At 63.9% G+C, this 17,270-nt stretch carries 14 protein-coding genes and 1 tRNA gene; 5 read left to right on the top strand and 10 right to left on the bottom strand.

All coding sequences use genetic code 11. From position 1 onward, the window contains the following. Window positions 1-36: 36 nt before the first annotated feature. The 3 genes from rpoB to rplJ form a co-directional block, all read right to left on the bottom strand. A complete protein-coding gene (gene rpoB, locus CVM50_RS12005; RefSeq protein ID WP_085889490.1) occupies window positions 37-4,173 on the bottom strand; it encodes a DNA-directed RNA polymerase subunit beta in 4,137 nt (1,378 codons plus the stop codon). Between the two features lie 638 nt (window positions 4,174-4,811). Continuing rightward, window positions 4,812-5,192, bottom strand: a complete 381-nt coding sequence (rplL, locus tag CVM50_RS12000) for a 50S ribosomal protein L7/L12 (RefSeq protein WP_085889489.1) — start codon at window positions 5,190-5,192, stop codon at window positions 4,812-4,814. A 72-nt stretch (window positions 5,193-5,264) separates the two neighbouring features. Further along, window positions 5,265-5,783 carry a 50S ribosomal protein L10 gene (rplJ, locus tag CVM50_RS11995; protein ID WP_085889488.1) on the bottom strand — a complete coding sequence of 173 codons (519 nt, stop codon included), beginning with the start codon at window positions 5,781-5,783 and terminating at the stop codon, window positions 5,265-5,267. Window positions 5,784-6,215: 432 nt separating this feature from the next. Between rplJ and CVM50_RS11990 the strand changes: the two genes are divergently transcribed. Next, the gene (locus tag CVM50_RS11990; protein ID WP_085889487.1) at window positions 6,216-7,001 is read left to right on the top strand and encodes a YkgJ family cysteine cluster protein; all 786 of its coding nucleotides are present in this window, start codon (window positions 6,216-6,218) and stop codon (window positions 6,999-7,001) included. Window positions 7,002-7,102: 101 nt separating this feature from the next. On the opposite strand, the gene rpsD is transcribed toward CVM50_RS11990, so the two are convergent. From rpsD to uvrB, 4 genes are all read right to left on the bottom strand, one after another. After that, window positions 7,103-7,723, bottom strand: a complete 621-nt coding sequence (gene rpsD / locus CVM50_RS11985; protein WP_085889486.1) for a 30S ribosomal protein S4 — start codon at window positions 7,721-7,723, stop codon at window positions 7,103-7,105. A 670-nt stretch (window positions 7,724-8,393) separates the two neighbouring features. Beyond that, complete coding sequence (locus tag CVM50_RS11980) at window positions 8,394-8,582, bottom strand: PLDc N-terminal domain-containing protein (protein WP_085889485.1); 189 nt, start codon at window positions 8,580-8,582, stop codon at window positions 8,394-8,396. A gap of 60 nt (window positions 8,583-8,642) precedes the next feature. Beyond that, complete coding sequence (locus CVM50_RS11975; protein ID WP_085889484.1) at window positions 8,643-9,137, bottom strand: YdcF family protein; 495 nt, start codon at window positions 9,135-9,137, stop codon at window positions 8,643-8,645. Between the two features lie 7 nt (window positions 9,138-9,144). Beyond that, on the bottom strand, window positions 9,145-11,343 hold the full coding sequence (gene uvrB, locus CVM50_RS11970; protein WP_085889483.1) for an excinuclease ABC subunit UvrB: 2,199 nt from the start codon (window positions 11,341-11,343) through the stop codon (window positions 9,145-9,147). 157 nt (window positions 11,344-11,500) lie between these two features. On the opposite strand from uvrB, the gene CVM50_RS11965 reads away from it, so the two are divergent. From CVM50_RS11965 to CVM50_RS11960, 3 genes are all read left to right on the top strand, one after another. After that, window positions 11,501-11,812, top strand: a complete 312-nt coding sequence (locus CVM50_RS11965; RefSeq protein WP_085889482.1) for an ETC complex I subunit — start codon at window positions 11,501-11,503, stop codon at window positions 11,810-11,812. Between the two features lie 441 nt (window positions 11,813-12,253). Beyond that, window positions 12,254-12,397 (top strand): hypothetical protein, encoded by a 144-nt coding sequence (locus tag CVM50_RS21350; protein ID WP_157792177.1) that lies wholly within the window; start codon window positions 12,254-12,256, stop codon window positions 12,395-12,397. Between the two features lie 56 nt (window positions 12,398-12,453). After that, window positions 12,454-12,530, top strand: a tRNA-Arg gene (locus CVM50_RS11960). A 278-nt stretch (window positions 12,531-12,808) separates the two neighbouring features. On the opposite strand, the gene CVM50_RS11955 is transcribed toward CVM50_RS11960, so the two are convergent. From CVM50_RS11955 to CVM50_RS11945, 3 genes are all read right to left on the bottom strand, one after another. Continuing rightward, complete coding sequence (locus CVM50_RS11955) at window positions 12,809-14,170, bottom strand: methyl-accepting chemotaxis protein (RefSeq protein ID WP_085889481.1); 1,362 nt, start codon at window positions 14,168-14,170, stop codon at window positions 12,809-12,811. A 164-nt stretch (window positions 14,171-14,334) separates the two neighbouring features. Then, window positions 14,335-14,997 carry an ABC transporter ATP-binding protein gene (locus CVM50_RS11950; RefSeq protein ID WP_085889480.1) on the bottom strand — a complete coding sequence of 221 codons (663 nt, stop codon included), beginning with the start codon at window positions 14,995-14,997 and terminating at the stop codon, window positions 14,335-14,337. Then, the gene (locus CVM50_RS11945; protein WP_143515634.1) at window positions 14,994-16,217 is read right to left on the bottom strand and encodes a capsule biosynthesis protein; all 1,224 of its coding nucleotides are present in this window, start codon (window positions 16,215-16,217) and stop codon (window positions 14,994-14,996) included. The genes CVM50_RS11950 and CVM50_RS11945 overlap by 4 nt, the downstream gene beginning before the upstream one ends. Before the next feature lie 60 nt (window positions 16,218-16,277). Here CVM50_RS11945 and CVM50_RS11940 point away from each other — a divergent pair, with 60 nt between their 5' ends. Then, window positions 16,278-17,078 carry an ABC transporter permease gene (locus tag CVM50_RS11940; RefSeq protein WP_198431893.1) on the top strand — a complete coding sequence of 267 codons (801 nt, stop codon included), beginning with the start codon at window positions 16,278-16,280 and terminating at the stop codon, window positions 17,076-17,078. The last annotated feature ends 192 nt before the right edge of the window (window positions 17,079-17,270 follow it).

Raw genomic sequence — 17,270 nt, 5'->3', positions numbered from 1 at the left:
GGAGACCCCCGCCCTAACGGATCGCGGAAGCGGCCGTTATTCCTCGTCCTCCGCATCCAGGAGTTCCATGTTCAGGCCGAGGCCGCGGACTTCTTTCACCAGAACGTTGAAGCTCTCGGGAACGCCCGCTTCGAAGTTGTCCTCGCCCTTGACGATGCTTTCGTAGACCTTGGTCCGGCCAGCCACGTCGTCCGACTTCACGGTCAGCATTTCCTGCAGGGTGTAGGCGGCACCGTAGGCTTCCAGGGCCCAGACCTCCATTTCCCCGAAACGCTGGCCACCGAACTGCGCCTTACCACCCAGCGGCTGCTGCGTGACGAGGGAGTACGGGCCGGTCGAGCGCGCGTGGATCTTGTCGTCCACCAGGTGGTGCAGCTTCAGCAGGTACTTGAAGCCGACGGTGACCTTCCGCGAGAACTGCTCGCCGGTGCGGCCGTCGAACAGAACGGACTGGCCGCTCTCGTCGAAGCCAGCACGCTTCAGCCGGTCATTGATGTCGGCCTCTTTGGCACCATCGAAGACCGGCGTCGCGATCGGCACACCGCCGGTCACGTTGCTGGCGGCTTCGACCAGGCGGGTCTCGTCCATGCCTTCGATGCCTTCTTCGTAGACATCGTCACCATAGGCCAGGCGCATGGCTTCGCGAACCGGGGTCAGGTCGCCGGTGCGGCGGTAGTCCTGCAGCGCCTCGTCGACCTTCAGGCCCAGGGCCCGGCAGGCCCAGCCCGTGTGGGTTTCGAGGATCTGACCGACGTTCATCCGCGACGGCACGCCCAGCGGGTTCAAACAGAAGTCGACGGGGGTACCGTCTGCCAGGAACGGCATGTCTTCCATCGGCACCACGCGCGACACGACACCCTTGTTGCCGTGACGGCCGGCCATCTTGTCGCCCGGCTGCAGCTTGCGCTTCACCGCGATGAAGACCTTGACCATCTTCATCACGCCCGGCGGCAGGTCGTCGCCACGACGGACCTTCTCGACCTTGTCCTCGAAACGGGCGTCCAGGGCGCGCTTCTGCGCCTCGTATTGCTCGTTCAGGGCTTCGACGATCTGGGCTTCCTTGTCGTCTTCCAGCGCCAGCTGCCACCACTGACCGCGGCTCAGCTGACCCAGCAGGTCCTCGGTGATCTCGGAGCCGGCCTTGACGCCTTTCGGGCCTTTCACGGCCACCTTGCCCAGGATCATGTCCTTCAGACGGGCGTAGATGTTCCGATCCAGGATCGCCAGCTCGTCGTCGCGGTCACGCGACAGGCGCTCGACCTCTTCCCGCTCGATCTGGAGGGCACGTTCGTCCTTCTCCACACCGTGACGGTTGAAGACGCGCACCTCGACCACGGTGCCGTAGTCGCCCGGCTTCACGCGCAGCGAGGTGTCGCGCACGTCCGAAGCCTTCTCGCCGAAGATGGCGCGCAGCAGCTTCTCTTCCGGGGTCATCGGGCTTTCGCCCTTGGGCGTGATCTTACCGACCAGGATGTCGCCCGGCTCCACGTCCGCACCGATGTAGACGATGCCAGCCTCATCGAGGTTGCGCAGCGCTTCTTCACCGACGTTCGGAATGTCGCGGGTGATCTCTTCCGGCCCGAGCTTGGTGTCACGGGCGGCGACTTCAAACTCCTCGATGTGGATCGAGGTGAACACATCGTCACGCGCAATGCGCTCGGAGATCAGGATCGAGTCCTCGTAGTTGTAGCCGTTCCAGGGCATGAAGGCGACGATGATGTTCTTGCCGAGCGCCAGTTCCCCCATATCGGTGGAGGGACCATCGGCAATCACTTCGCCCTTCTCGACCGTGTCACCCACCTTCACCAGCGGTCGCTGGTTGATGGCGGTGTTCTGGTTCGAACGCTGGAACTTGCGCATCCGGTAGATGTCGACGCCCGGATCACCGGGTTCCATATCCGCAGTGGCACGGACCACGATCCGCTGCGCGTCGACCTGGTCGATGATGCCGGCACGTTTCGCCTGGATGGCGGCGCCGGAGTCGATGGCGACCTTGCCCTCGATGCCGGTGCCGACCACGGGGGCCGTGGCCCGCAGCAGCGGAACCGCCTGACGTTGCATGTTCGCCCCCATCAGGGCGCGGTTGGCGTCGTCGTTTTCCAGGAACGGGATCAGCGAGGCACCGACCGAGACCAGCTGCTTGGGCGACACGTCGATCAGGTCGACCGCTTCGGTCGGGGTCAGCGTGTATTCGCCCGCCTGGCGGGTGTTGACCATCTCGTTGGTGAACTTGCCTTCGTCGTCCAGCGAGGCGTTGGCCTGAGCCACCACGTGACGCTGTTCCTCGGTGGCGGACATGTAGTGGACCTCATCGGTCACCTGCTTGTCCTTCACCACCCGGTAGGGGGTCTCGATGAAGCCGTACTTGTTCACGCGGGCATAGGTGGCCAGCGAGTTGATCAGGCCGATGTTCGGACCTTCCGGCGTTTCAATCGGGCACATCCGGCCGTAGTGCGTGGCGTGAACGTCGCGCACCTCGAAACCGGCGCGTTCGCGGGTCAGGCCGCCCGGTCCAAGGGCCGACAGACGACGCTTGTGCGTCACCTCAGAGAGCGGGTTGGTCTGGTCCATGAACTGCGACAGCTGCGACGAGCCGAAGAACTCGCGCACGGCAGCCGCGGCGGGCTTGGCGTTGATCAGGTCCTGCGGCATCACCGTGTCGATCTCGACGGAGGACATCCGTTCCTTGATCGCACGTTCCATCCGCAGCAGGCCGACGCGGTACTGGTTTTCCATCAGTTCGCCGACGGAGCGCACACGACGGTTGCCGAGGTGGTCGATGTCGTCGATATCGCCACGGCCGTCACGCAGGTCCACCAGGGCCTTGATGCAGGCCACGATGTCCTCGCGGTCCAGGGTCCGCTGGGTATCGGGCTTCTCCAGCGCCAGACGCATGTTCATCTTCACCCGGCCCACGGCGGACAGGTCGTAGCGCTCGCTGTCGAAGAACAGGGTGTCGAACAGGTTCGACGCGGCCTCGACGGTCGGCGGCTCACCCGGGCGCATGACGCGGTAGATGTCCATGAGCGCGCTTTCGCGGTTCATGTTCTTGTCCATCGCCATGGTGTTGCGCATGTAGGCGCCGACGGTGATGTTGTCGATGTCCAGGACGGGGATCTCGGTGATGCCGGCGTCCAGCAGCTCCTTCAGGGTGCCGCCGATCGGCTCGCCGTCCTTGTCGTACTCGATGGTCAGCTCATCGCCGGCCTCGACGTAGATGGCACCGTTTTCTTCGTTGATCAGGTCACGGGCGACGAACTTGCCGACGATGCGGTCGTAGGGGACCAGCAGGCTCTTCACAGTGCCTTCGTCGATCAGCTTCTTCACGGCGCGGGGCGTGACCTTCTTGCCAGCCTCGGCAATGATCTCGCCCGAATCCGCGTCGACCAGGTCGTAGGTCGGACGGGTGCCGCGCACGCGCTCGGGGAAGAACTTGGTCACCCAGCCCTGGCCACGGCGATAGGTGTAATCCACCGTGTTGTAATAAGCATCCATGATCGCTTCCTGATCCAGGCCGAGGGCATAGAGCAGGGTGGTCACCGGCAGTTTGCGGCGACGGTCGATCCGGGCATAGACGTTGTCCTTGGCGTCGAACTCGAAGTCCAGCCAGGAGCCGCGGTAGGGAATGATCCGGCAGGCAAATAGCAGCTTGCCCGAGGAGTGGGTCTTGCCCTTGTCATGGTCGAAGAACACGCCGGGCGAACGGTGCATCTGGGACACGATCACGCGTTCGGTGCCGTTCACGATGAACGTCCCGTTCGGGGTCATCAGGGGCATGTCGCCCATGAAGACGTCCTGTTCCTTGATGTCCTTCACCGACTTGTTGCCGGTGTCCTCGTCGATATCGAAGACGATCAGGCGCAGGGTGACCTTCAGGGGCGCGCTGTAGGTCATGTCGCGCTGCATGCATTCTTCGACGTCGTACTTGGGCTTCTCCAGCTCGTACTTGACGAACTCGAGGACCGAGGTCTCGTTGAAATCCTTGATCGGGAAGACCGACTGGAAGACGCCCTTGATCCCTTCACCATCCATCGGCTCCAGCTGGTCGCCGGATTTCAGGAAGAGTTCGTAGGAGCTTTTCTGAACCTCGATGAGGTTCGGCATTTCGAGGACTTCGCGAATCTTGCCGTAGTATTTGCGAAGACGTTTCTGACCAAGATAGGTCTGAGCCATGACGGACGTCACCTTTCGTTTCTCATCCGGTCGCATGTACCGTCGGGGCCTCCCGGTACTGCGCCCTTCGAAACAGGGGGTTCGGATCAATGCCTGACCACCTGCCCAATGGTGGCCTCCCGATCCTTGAACCTCGCCTTGGAAAGGGCTTTGCGGCAAGCCCTCGCCAAGATGGGGTCCCAGACAGCGATAGCCGGACGCGGAAACCCCGCATCCAGCCTGTGAATTCTTCGGTTCCGGCAGCCTGCCCTGGGGCGGCGCCCGCGTGATCCTGAGAGTTGCTCCTGACGCATCCAGCCTGTCCGAGGGTCCGGCGCCTGTCGGGGGCCTGCCCCGTTCCGCTCCGGTCGCTTCCTGCGAAAGACGAATTGGATGGAAGTCGGGAACACCTCGCGGGAATGCAACAACGGCCAGCCCGAATCGCACGGGTCCAGCGGAACCTTGCAAATAGGACACCTTGCGCGTCAGCGCAATGCCCGGCCTGCCAAGGTATGAATATTTCGACAAGATCCCGCCCGGGCCTTACGCCGTCCCGGTCTGACCTCAGACCAGAAACGGGCGCCGGACGAGAAACGGGCGCCCCGAAGGGCGCCCGCTCCGTATGAGACGATCCGCGGCACGCGCGGACCGAAAGCCAATTACTTGACTTCGATCTCGGCGCCAGCTGCTTCCAGCTTGCCTTTGATCTCTTCGGCTTCCTCTTTCGAGACGCCTTCTTTGACAGCCTTGCCGCCGGCTTCGACCAGTTCCTTGGCTTCTTTCAGGCCCAGGCCGGTGATGCCGCGGACTTCCTTGATCACGTTGATCTTGGAGGCGCCGGCCGACTTCAGGATGACGTCGAACTCGGTCTTTTCTTCTTCGGCTGCGCCGGCGTCGCCGCCTGCGGGGCCAGCCATCATGACGGCGCCGCCAGCTGCGGGCTCGATGCCGTACTCATCCTTCAGGATGGTTTTCAGTTCTTGTGCTTCCAGCAGGGTCAGACCAACGATGTCTTCTGCCAGTTTCTTCAGATCAGCCATTTGACTTCTTTCCGTATCTCTAGATGTGTTCCAACGTGTGGGCCTGCGGCCCTACGCCGGTTCTCATGTTGCTTACGCCGCCTCGCCACGCTCTTCGATCGTGGAGAGGATGGAGGCGATATTCGAAGCAGGGGCGCCAATGGCACCGGCAATGTTCGAAGCGGGTGCGCCGATGCAGGACGCGATCTGAGCGATAAGCTCGTCGCGCGAGGGCATCTTCGACACGGCTTCGACACCGGCCCGGTCCAGAGCGTTCTCACCCATTGCGCCGCCGAGAATTTCGAACTTCTTGTTCTCTTTGGCGAAATCTTCCGCGACCTTCGCAGCTGCGACAGGGTCCTCGGAATAGGTCAGAACGGTCATGCCCGTCAGGAATTCGGCCATGCTCTCGCAGGGCTTGCCTTCCAGGGCGATCTTGGCGAGCCTGTTCTTGGCGACGCGCACTGCGCTTCCGGCCTCGTTGGCCTTGGCACGCAGAGACTGCATCTCAGCAACCGTGAGACCGGTGTAGTGAGCAACCACCACAACGCCAGAGCTTTCGAAGATCTGGCCGAGTTCCTCGACCACTTTCTCTTTCTGGGCTCTATCCACAGTTTCACTCCAATCAGGGAGGTGTGACCCTCCGGCTCAGTTCTGCCGGGACTTACGTCCCGGCAAGCGGGTCCGTAACGGGGTCCGTCCAAGATCGTCCCGGGGAGCCGCACACGAGCGGGCCCGAAGAAATCTGGTGCTTACCCGTCTCAGGCAGGAATTATGAAGAGCAGATCCCCTTCACCCACCGTCTCGGACGAATCGTCGGGGCGGTCCGAATCCCGGATGCCCTGACAGAGCGGGCTTCTAGGGCTTTTGCCCGTGCTTGTGAAGACCCTATTCGCAAAGCCGGGCAAACCTGGGCACAGACAGCCCAACCGGCGCATCGCGGCATCGGCGGCATGCGCCCTGCCCCGCTCGCTGGACCCTGTGGTCACAGCCGATATACTCCGTCTTCCCAGCTCCCGGAAGGGACCCCGCCAGGAGACCCGCATGGCCCGCACCCCCGCCCGATCCTCCGCCGCCGGACGCAAGACCGCGAAGGGCCGACCGGCCAGCATCGCGGACCTGCGCACCAAGCTGACGAAGGCCCGCGCCCGCGGCATGCCCGCCGCGCTGGAAGATCGCGGGCGACGCATCCTGGACGCCTGGCTGGCCAGCGCCGAGACCCAGGGCCAGCCCTTTCGCGACATCCGGGCCGAGCTGGCCTCGGGCGAGGCCGCGCGCAAGCTGGCGGCGATGACCGGCGAGCAGATCCGCGCCAACAACCCCGAGCAACTGGTCAACGCCGCCTGCGCCGAGGGCTGCGCCTTTTGCTGCATCCTGCTGGAAGGCGACGGCGGGCTGATTACCGAGGCCGAGGCACGCCGCATGCATGCCGCCCTCGCCCCGCTGGCCGGCCAGCCCGATGGCCGCGCCTGGAACGCCAACGCCTGCGCGGCGCTGGATCCGGAGACCCGTGCCTGCCGGGTCTACGACGCCCGCCCCACGGTCTGCCGTTCCTTCCTGTCGGTCTCGGTCGAGGCCTGCCGGATCAATGCGGAGGGCGGCGAGGAAGACGGCTCCGGCATGCTGGGCAATCACCTGGACTACCTGGCGATCCTCGCCCTGTCGCGCGACGTGATGAAGGGCACCGCCCTGGTGCAGACCTTCGCGCTGGACCAGTTGGCCCGCGCCACGGTCGAGGGCGCCGACCTCGCCAGCGCCCTGAAGGCTGCGCGCCACCCCACGCGCGAGCTGGAGGAGACCTGCGAGGACATCGGCAACTCTCCCGACTGACCCCGCACCGGGGGCCGGACGGCCCTGCCCCATCCCCTTCGTCCAAGCAAAAAGGGCCGCGCACATGGCACGGCCCTTTCCGGAAACTGTTGCGGCAGAACTTAGTTCTGGGCGTAGTATTCGATGACCAGGTTCGGTTCCATCTGGACGGGGTAGGGAACGTCCGACAGGCCGGGGGTGCGCACGAAGGTCGCGGTCAGCTTGGAGGTGTCGACTTCCAGGTAGTCGGGCACGTCACGCTCGGGCAGCTGGATGGCTTCCAGGACGGCGGCCATCTGCTTGGACTTCTCGCGGACCTCGATCACGTCGCCTTCCTTCACGCGGTAGGAGGGGATGTTCACGCGCTTGCCGTTCACCAGGACGTGGCCGTGGTTCACGAACTGACGGGCCGCGAAGACGGTTGCGACGAACTTGGCGCGGTAGACGACGGCGTCCAGGCGGCGCTCCAGCAGGCCGATGAGCAACTCACCGGTGTCGCCCTTGCGACGCTCGGCTTCGCCGAAGATGCGGCGGAACTGCTTCTCGGTCAGGTCGCCGTAGTAGCCTTTCAGCTTCTGCTTGGCGCGCAGTTGCAGGCCGAAGTCGGACATCTTGCCCTTGCGGCGCTGGCCGTGCTGGCCGGGGCCGTATTCACGGCGGTTCACCGGGGACTTCGGACGGCCCCAGATGTTTTCGCCCATGCGGCGGTCGATCTTGTACTTGGCAGACGTGCGTTTGGTCACGGCTGATCTCCTTCTTGAGTTACGAAGGGCGTTGTCCTCTCCCCGGACCTCCCCCTTGCGGGACAGGCGACCCGGGTTGACAGGGATCCCCTTGCGGGGGCCACCAACACCAATGGAGCCGCGCTTATACGGGCAAACGGGACAGAGTCAATCGGCCCGCCCCGGTTTCTTCGGCTTTCCGCGTCACGCCCCACTCCCCCGGGCCGAGGCCGCGCAACGCCTGAAGGTAACTCATGTGACCAATTGCCGGGCACGGCCGCGGCAAGGCCCCGCCGAGGCGGACGGCAGGACGCAGGCCGATCTTGCAACCATCAGGTGAGTGCGGGACACTTCATACTAGAACGACCGAGTCGCCCATGGCGCGAACAGCCGACGTATTACTTGGACGTTACTTGGACGCACCGCAATTGGCACTTGGCCGCTGCCCTGTATTGGCGCCGCAGCTTGGGGCCACCAACAGTTTTTGACATTCTCATTTCACCTTGCGCCGCATATCCGCTGATGAATTGGCGGTCATGGGAGTAGCCCCCAATTCAAAACCTTAACGACGCGGGCTGGGGATTATCGGGTCGGGGCGCTCTCTGAAACCCTCGACAATACAAAGAAGGCCGCCGCGCATTCGCGCAGCGGCCGGCTTCTTCAATATACCTCAATTAGGGGGGGTAGCAGATTACAACCGCACCGAACGGCCGCCACGCGGCCCGGCCAGCAGCCAGATGATGAAGCCCAGGACCGGCAGGATCAGGATTAGCAGGGTCCACAGGATCTTGGCCCCGCCCGACGCGGCAGAGGTCAGCACCTGGTAGATGGCGTAGATGTCGGCGATGAGGACGATGAGTCCCAGAAGTCCGTATTCCATGGGTCAACTCCGTGCGGTTGTGCTCAATTTCTTAACTGGAAAGTGAACGTCCGAGCAGGGTCATAGGTTCCCGCGGCGCAGCCGGTGGCCCGTGGCCATCCAGATCATCACCTTGACCATTGACGCGGCTTCGCGCAGCCGGGCACGCTGCAGGCGCAGGCCCGAGGGACCATCGGTCGGGCTGGAGCTGGAGGCCGTCAGCCCCAGGTGACGGGCGATCAGTCGCGCTCGCGGCGCGTGGTAGGCATCGGTGACGATGACCACCTCCCGCAGGTCGGGACAAAGGCGCAGGGCATTGCCGATATTGCTGATCGTGTCAGTCGAGCGGCTCTCCAGCAGCAGCGCCTGCGCCGGCACACCCCCGTCTATCAGGATCGCGGCCATCACCTCGGCCTCGGACGGGCCATGGCGCCCGACCCCGCCACAGGGGATGACCCGCGCCACCTCGCCGCGGTGAAACAGGTCGGCGGCATGTTCCACGCGACGGCGCAGCCTGGGCGATGCGGAGCCATCGGGCCGCACCGCCGCCCCTAGGATCAGGGCCGTGCGGGTCACACGCCCCTCACCGCTTGCGCCGTTTCACGTTGCCGCCCCGCTGGCCGGGGCGACCGGCGGTGGACCGCCCGCGTGACTTGGTGGCTGCCTCCGAGGCGGCCTCGACCGCCGACTGCCGAGCCATGGGATCGTCGCCCACGACCAGGTCCACGGCTTCCAGCCGCTTGACCTCGTCGCGCAGGCGGGCGGCCTCCTCGAACTCCAGGTTCTCGGCGGCCTTGCGCATCTCGTCGCGCAGCCCCTCCAGGTGCGCCTGCAGGTTGGCCCCGACCAGCGGCTTGTCGACCTTGGCGGTGACGCGGTTCATGTCCACATCGCCCTGGTAGAGACCGGCCAGGATATCGTCGACGTTCTTCTTCACCGTCGCCGGCGTGATGCCGTGTTCCTCGTTGTAGGCGATCTGCTTCTCTCGCCGCCGCTCGGTCTCGGCCAGCGCCCGTTCCATCGATCCGGTGATACGGTCAGCATACATGATGACCCGCCCGTCGGCGTTCCGCGCCGCCCGGCCGATGGTCTGGATCAGCGAGGTCTCAGAGCGCAGGAAGCCTTCCTTGTCGGCATCGAGAATCGCCACCAGCCCGCATTCGGGAATATCCAGCCCCTCACGCAGCAGGTTGATCCCGATCAGCACGTCGAAGGCCCCCAGGCGCAAGTCGCGCAGGATCTCGATCCGCTCGATCGTGTCGATGTCCGAGTGCATGTAGCGGACCTTGATGCCCTGCTCGTGCATGTATTCGGTCAGATCCTCCGCCATCCGCTTGGTCAGCGTCGTGCACAGGGTCCGATACCCCTGTGCGGTCACGCGGCGCACCTCGTCCAGCAGATCGTCGACCTGCATTTCCACGGGTCGGATCTCCACCTGCGGATCCAGCAGGCCCGTCGGGCGGATCACCTGTTCGGTGAAGACGCCGCCGGTCTGCTCGATCTCCCACTTGCCGGGGGTGGCGGAGACGAAGACGGACTGGGGCCGCATCGCGTCCCACTCTTCGAACTTCAGGGGGCGGTTGTCCATGCAGGACGGCAGGCGGAAACCGTGTTCCGCCAGGGTGAACTTGCGCCGGTAGTCGCCCCGGTACATGCCGCCGATCTGCGGAACCGAGACGTGGGATTCATCTGCGAAAACAATGGCATTGTCGGGGATGAACTCGAACAGCGTCGGCGGCGGCTCGCCCGGCGCACGGCCCGTCAGATAGCGCGAATAGTTCTCGATCCCGTTGCAGACGCCGGTGGCCTCCAGCATCTCGATGTCGAAGTTGGTGCGCTGTTCCAGCCGCTGCGCCTCCAGCAGCTTGCCCTCCCCCACCAGCTGATCCAACCGCTGGCGCAGCTCCTTCTTGATGCCGATGATGGCCTGGTTCATCGTCGGTTTCGGCGTCACGTAGTGACTGTTGGCATAAACGCGCACCTGGTCGAAACTGTCGGTCTTCTGCCCGGTCAGCGGATCGAACTCGGTGATGCTCTCCAACTCCTCGCCGAAGAACGACAAATTCCAGGCGCGATCCTCAAGGTGGGCCGGCCAGATCTCCAGGCTGTCGCCACGCACCCGGAAACTGCCGCGCTGGAAGGCCTGATCGTTGCGCTTGTACTGCTGCGCGACCAGATCGGCGATCACCGCGCGCTGATCATATTCACCGCCCACCTTCAGGTCCTGGGTCATCGCGCCGTAGGTCTCCACCGACCCGATGCCGTAAATGCAGGAGACCGAGGCCACGATGATCACGTCGTCCCGTTCCAGCAGCGCCCGGGTGGCCGAGTGGCGCATCCGGTCGATCTGCTCGTTGATCTGGCTTTCCTTCTCGATATAGGTGTCCGACCGCGCGACGTAGGCCTCGGGCTGGTAGTAGTCGTAGTAGCTGACGAAGTACTCGACCGCGTTGTCCGGGAAGAAGCCCTTGAATTCGCCGTACAATTGCGCCGCCAGCGTCTTGTTCGGAGCCAGGATGATGGCCGGGCGCTGCGTCTGTTCGATGACCTTGGCCATGGTGAAGGTCTTGCCGGTGCCTGTCGCGCCCAGAAGGACCTGGTCACGCTCGCCATCGATCACGCCCTGGCTCAGTTCGGCAATCGCCGTGGGCTGGTCGCCCGCAGGGTCGAAGGTGGTGTTCATCACCAGCCGCTTGCCGCCCTCCAGCTTTTCGCGCGACTTCACGTCGGGCGCAGGGGCGTGCATTAGCGCCGGCAGGCTGTCGTTGTGGGCGTAGGCCATGGACTCTCCGATCGGGTTTGTTCCAGATTTGTCCTCTTTTCGCGCAGGTTCAACCCCGGCTGCCGCCATGATCCTGACAAAGGGCCCTCGGGCCCTGCGCCGCTTGCTCTTCGTCAAGAAATTCTCGATAAGGAAGCGTCATTTCAGGAGGCTTGCCATGCGCGCACGAATCTACCGCCCCGCCAAGACCGCCATGCAATCCGGGACCGCCAAGACCCACAATTGGGTGCTTGAGTACTTCCCGGAGACGCCGCGCGACATCGACCCGCTGATGGGTTGGACCTCATCCTCGGACACCCAGACGCAGGTCAAGCTGCGCTTCGAGACCAAGGAGGCCGCCGTCGAATACGCGGCCGAGCACGGGATCGACGCGGTGGTCACAGAACCGCATGAGCGCAAGCCCAACGTGCGTCCCTTCGGCTATGGCGAGAATTTCGCCACCAACCGCCGCGGCGCCTGGACCCACTGACGACCTCTCTCGCGGCCCGTTACCGGGACAGCCGACGCGGGCCGCGCAGACATTTGACACCCGATTAAGGATCGACTAAGGCGTCGACCTGAACGGGGCATACGTCCGATCCTTTACATTTCGAATACCCGACTCCACTGCAATCACAATTGCAGTGGCCAGTACCTTTTGGCACTGACATTTACCCCCTCCAATCACCTGAAAATCAATAATTTTCAAGCACGGTTTGATTATTGAACCGGCACGTCAGAAGATTCCGATGCTGTGTGAGCAACTAATCTCAGGCTTGTTACGTTTACATATTGCGCACCAGCCACCGGCACATGTAGGCGGACAGAGGGGACATTTTATTTGACGCGTTTAGAACGCTTGCTCGGACGGAATGGGGAATATCCGCTCATGGCATTACGAATTTTCACCTGCCGGGACTGCGGGCACCGTATGAGGTTCGCCCACGACCACTGCGGGAAATGCTACTGTCACAAGGAAACTTACCAGCAACCGATGCTATGGTATGGGGTCATTGCCGTGCTGTTCGTGCTCTTGATCCTCGGGCTGGTGCAACTGATCTCCAGCCAGATCTAGACCGGCCCCAGACCGGGGCTTGCCAAGCGACGCGGTTTCGCTGAAAACGCCCTCGTGGCCCCGTAGCTCAACTGGATAGAGCAGCCGACTTCTAATCGGCAGGTTGAGGGTTCGAGTCCTTCCGGGGTCGCCACTTCAAGACAGGCGACCTCGCCCGCTCCTGAACCGCCCATTCAGCTCCGCAAAACGGACCAAAATGTCAGAGACCAGCCGGGCGACCAGGCCCTGGTGGTCGTCGGCACCGCTTGAAGACAGAAGGCGCCCCGGAGCCATGCGGAACCGGGGCGCTTTCCATTTCGGGTGCGGCCCCAGTGAGACTGCGGCCCCTCACAAGCACAGTTCGCATGTTCAACCGGCGATGCCTGCGCTCCGTAGTCCGACAGTCGCGCCGCTGGCGGCGTACCGGACAGATCAACCGGCGCGCAGCTGTGCCGGCATACCCTGCACCTGCGTCTCCCAGGCGCTGCCGCCCGGGCGGATGTGCAGGGTCGACATCTGCTCCCGCAGCATGGCGCTCTTCTGTGACAGGCTCCGGGTCGCCTCCGCCGTCTCGATGGCAATCGCGGCGTTGCGCTGTGTCACCTGATCCAGGTTGGTGACGGCGCTGTTGATCTCACCAATGGTCGTTGTCTGCTGCGAAATTCCGCGGACGACCTCATCGATCTGCTGTGTCATCGCCTCCACGCGGTCGAAGATGCCGCGCAGTTCCGTGCCGGTTTGCCGCACGAGGCTGGATCCATGGGTCACATGGTCTGAACTCTGATCGATCAGAGCCTTGATTTCGCGCGCCGATTCCGAGGTACGGCTTGCCAGCGAACGCACTTCGCTTGCCACAACGGCAAACCCCAGCCCGGCCTCGCCCGCGCGTGCCGCCTCGACCCCTGCGTTCAGCGCCAGCAGGTTGGTCTGGAAGGCGATGTCATTGATCACCGACAGGATCTCTGCAATCGCCTTCGACGAATGTTCAATCCTCTCCATTGCATTGGTCACCTGGTCCATCAGGTCACTACTCGTCTGGGCCGCATTGCGGGTCTCGTCCGCCGAACGTTTCACGCCGCTGGCGCCGTCCGCAGCGACCCGCGCACTGGTGTTCAGCTCCTCGATTGCCGCAGCGGTCTGTTCCAGCGTCGCCGCCTGGCTTTCTGTCCTGCGTGAGAGATCGTCGGTCGTACTGCCGATCTGCTGGCTGACCCCTTCGACGTCGACCACCACAGATTGCACTTCGCCGATGATTTGCCCGAGATTCTCCAGGGAGGTGTTGAAGGCCAGGGTCAGCGTGTCGAGGTCGGGCACGCCAGGCGGTTGCACGCGAACGTTCAGATCACCCTGGCTCAGTTTCTCCAGCGCCGCGCTGATCCGTTCAATCGCGGTACGTCGCACAGTCACGTCGGTCGCGATCTTGGTCACCCGCACGATTTGACCCGAGGCATCACGTACCGGTGCATAGGTCGCCTGGATCCAGATCCGCTTGCCGTCCTTGGTGATACGGGGAAACTGGTCTGCAACGGGCTCGCCTGCCCGGAGACGCTCCCAGAAGCGGGCATATTCGGCTCCGGCGGCATAGGCGGGATCGACAAAGATGGAATGATGCTGACCGACCACCTCTTCCGCGCTGTAGCCCAGCACATCGAGGAAGTTTCGGTTTGCCCCGAGAATCCGTCCGGAAGGTTCGAAATGAATGACTGCCTGGGTCTTTTCCACGATCTGAAGGATCGCCGACTCATCGACCGATAGTCCGGCGGCAGCCGTCGTCCTGTTCCCGAATAGGCCCATGCCTTTCGCTCCTCGTGAGGTTCCGTCCAGGGGGTTCTAGTCCGTGGTTCTTGCTGCCGCGTTAATTGACGCGCGTCTCATTGGTCAAACTGTGGACAATAAGTCCGGGCCTTGGCTTCTGATGAGCCTCCCAGACTTTGCCGGGATCCGGATCCACCGGTCGCTTACGCGGCCTGGGCCATGTTCCGCTGGTGGTGGGCGATCGCCTCTTCCAGGTCTCCGTAGATCGTCAACCGCCCCCCTTCGAGCACGGCCCCCATGTCGCACAGCTCTCGCAACTGTGGCATGGAATGGCTGACGACGATGGCCCCGGCGCGGGTCAGCCGCTCCCGGAACAGGTCCGCGCTGCGACGGCGAAAGGCCGCGTCGCCCACTGCGGTGATCTCATCCACGAGATAGGTGTCGAAGCCCAGGCCCATGGACAGGCCAAAGGCCATGCGCGCGCGCATGCCCGAAGAAAAGGAGCTGTAGGGCAGTCGGATCCGTGCGCCGAGCTCCGCAAAATCCTCGACGAACTGCAGCAGGGCATCACTGTCCACCCCGTGGATCCGGGCGACGAAACGAACGTTCTGCACTCCCGTCAGGCGCGGATGAAAGGCCCCGGCGAAGCCCACGGGCCAGGAGACCGTCCCGGTGGTGATCACTGAGCCGCTGCTGGCGTCTTCGGTGCCCGCGATCATCTTCAGCAACGTCGATTTCCCGGCCCCGTTCCGCCCCAGAAGGGCGATCGAGCGGCGGGCTGGAAAGGTGGCACAGATCCGATCTGCCACCAAAACGCGCTGCCCGTCCCTGACATAGACCTTGCTCAGGTCCTGCAGCCGGATCATCCGGCGCCCCGGTCGCGCACGGCGTAGGCGCTCAACACGGCGATGGACCAGCCAAGCGCAAGGAAAATCCCCACGCAGAGCAGCAGAAGGCCGCGTTCGGGATAGCGCGCGGTTTCCGCCCGAGTCGGCTGCACATGGGCCGCCAGGTAGCGGCTTTGTCGGCGCGCCTCCGATTGCGCCGCGTCGAAACGCGCCAGGGCCGCACGGTGGGTCGCCTCGGCAAACTCGCGCTCCACCGCCAGTTCCTCATAGCGGCCGACAAGGCCGGCGAAGGCTTGCTCACCGCCTGCGGGACCGGCAAGGCCTAGCCGTGCGCGCTCCGCCTCTATACGGCGCTCGATCGTGGCGATCTTCAGCTCGGCATTCGCCGTTTGCACCTGGTGGCGCGCCGGACGTGCGAGCAGCATGTCCAGCTCCAGCTGGGCTTCGACAAGCTGGCTCTGCAACTCTCCCAGAAGGCCCACTCGTGTCGCCAGCTCGGCACCGGGGTCGACGATCTGGTGGCGGTTGCGGAATTCGGTCATCGCGCGGCGCGCGGCCTTCAGCCGGGTCAGCGTCAGCTCCACCTCCTGTCGCGCGTAGGCGATGGCGTCTTCCCGCGCAGAATCTGACAAGGCATTGATCATGCCGGAGCTTTTCTCAACAATCTGATCGGCGATCGCCGTCGCATCCTCGGGCGTGAAGGCCAGAACGCGCAGTTCGATCAGCCCGGTGCCACCATCGTAAAACACCTTCACCTTGCGCCGCCAATGATCCACCAGTCTCTCGATCGAGGCATCGGGGGGCAGTGCGAAAACCGGGTCGCCCTCCTGCCAACCGACGCCGGGGCGAGACCAGATTGCCCGCAGGTCCAACGCCCCTCCGACCGCGGCGACGAGATCCTGGCTTTGCAGGTAGCTGTAGAGAATGTCGATATCCGAGGTGCTGCTGCCGGACAGCTCCGATAGGCCGCCGAGGAAATCCAGGCTCGGCGTCTGCTCTTCCGAGCGCACGGTAAAGGCCAGGGACGAGGCATATTGGTCAGCCGCCCGCACCCAGAGATACCAGATCGCCAGGATCAGCGGCAGCACCACGCAGAGGATGAAACTGACGACGACACGCTTGCGTCGACGCGCCGCAGGTCGCCGGAACGGACGCTGCGCGCGGCTCGGCGGCGCTTTCTGCGGCGACAGCGCCGGAAGGCTCGGCGCCGCGACGGTATTTGCGGTTTGTTCATTCATCCGGGGAAGACTAGCCGGGCAAACGTCAGAGAAGGGTTAACAACACCCGTGTCAGAGGAGATGCCCCATCCCCCGCCTTTGGCGGTCCGCCCGCCGCGGCGCGGGGACAGCTTCCGCGTGATCCTCGCCCTGATGCTGAGGGAAATGGCGACCAGCCATGGACGCTCGCCCGGAGGCTATCTATGGGCGGTTATCGAGCCCGTGGCGGGCATCGCACTGTTGTCGTTCATCTTCTCGGTGGCGCTGCGCAATCCGGGCCTCGGCGTCACCTTCCCGCTGTTCTACGCGACCGGCATGCTGCCCTTCGGTATGTTCACCCTGCTGGTGTCGCGCACCGCCGGCGCGCTGGAATTTTCCCGCCCGCTCCTCGCCCTGCCCCGTGTCGGCTGGCGCGAGGCGATCGCCGCGCGTTTCCTGCTGAATCTCATGACCCAGGTGATGATAAGCTACATCCTTCTGGCCGGGATCCTGTGGATATTCCGCACCCGGGCCATCCTGGATTTCGGCGCGATCCTGGAGGCTTACACCCTTTGTGCCCTGCTGGGCCTGGGCTTGGGCACGCTGAACTGCCTGCTGCAGGGGATGATTCCCGTCTGGGTCCATTTCTGGTCCATCCTCATGCGGCCGATGTTCATCATCTCGACCATCTTCTTCCTGTTCGAAAGCGTGCCGCAGCCCTGGCGCGACTGGCTTTGGTGGAACCCGCTGGTGCATGTGGTCGCGATCCTGCGGCGGGGCATCTATCCCAGCTACGATGCAAGTTGGGCCTCCCCCGTCTACGTCGCGCTCTGGGGGCTGATCAGCCTGGTCTTCGGCCTGCTGTTCCTGAGGCGCCACCACCGCGAAATCCTGCGCCGCTAAGACGGCGAGCAGCCCCGCATTGCGCCCCACTTCCCTCCCGGTGCAGGAGACAGGGAACACATAGACACGCGCAGGCGCCAGTGCCCCGGCCGATCCGAAACAAACGGAGATCCTGGTCCCGCTCGCCTAGCCACCGTGCGACACCCCGTCCGGCACGAGTTCGCTTAATACGCGGCGTGTGACCGGCACTGC

It is taken from the genome of Pseudooceanicola marinus, from assembly GCF_002786295.1.
Taxonomy (GTDB): domain Bacteria; phylum Pseudomonadota; class Alphaproteobacteria; order Rhodobacterales; family Rhodobacteraceae; genus Pseudooceanicola; species Pseudooceanicola marinus.
This window is presented reverse-complemented; position numbering and strand designations above follow the sequence as displayed.

Coding starts and splice junctions, on each gene's coding strand:
- CVM50_RS21350 (WP_157792177.1), top strand. CDS start 12,254: ATGAGGTTCGCCCACGACCACTGCGGGAAATGCTACTGTCACAAGGAA.
- CVM50_RS11965 (WP_085889482.1), top strand. CDS start 11,501: ATGCGCGCACGAATCTACCGCCCCGCCAAGACCGCCATGCAATCCGGG.
- rplL (WP_085889489.1), bottom strand. CDS start 5,192: ATGGCTGATCTGAAGAAACTGGCAGAAGACATCGTTGGTCTGACCCTG.
- CVM50_RS11945 (WP_143515634.1), bottom strand. CDS start 16,217: ATGAATGAACAAACCGCAAATACCGTCGCGGCGCCGAGCCTTCCGGCG.
- CVM50_RS11940 (WP_198431893.1), top strand. CDS start 16,278: ATGCCCCATCCCCCGCCTTTGGCGGTCCGCCCGCCGCGGCGCGGGGAC.
- CVM50_RS11980 (WP_085889485.1), bottom strand. CDS start 8,582: ATGGAATACGGACTTCTGGGACTCATCGTCCTCATCGCCGACATCTAC.
- uvrB (WP_085889483.1), bottom strand. CDS start 11,343: ATGGCCTACGCCCACAACGACAGCCTGCCGGCGCTAATGCACGCCCCT.
- CVM50_RS11990 (WP_085889487.1), top strand. CDS start 6,216: ATGGCCCGCACCCCCGCCCGATCCTCCGCCGCCGGACGCAAGACCGCG.
- CVM50_RS11955 (WP_085889481.1), bottom strand. CDS start 14,170: ATGGGCCTATTCGGGAACAGGACGACGGCTGCCGCCGGACTATCGGTC.
- rpoB (WP_085889490.1), bottom strand. CDS start 4,173: ATGGCTCAGACCTATCTTGGTCAGAAACGTCTTCGCAAATACTACGGC.
- CVM50_RS11950 (WP_085889480.1), bottom strand. CDS start 14,997: ATGATCCGGCTGCAGGACCTGAGCAAGGTCTATGTCAGGGACGGGCAG.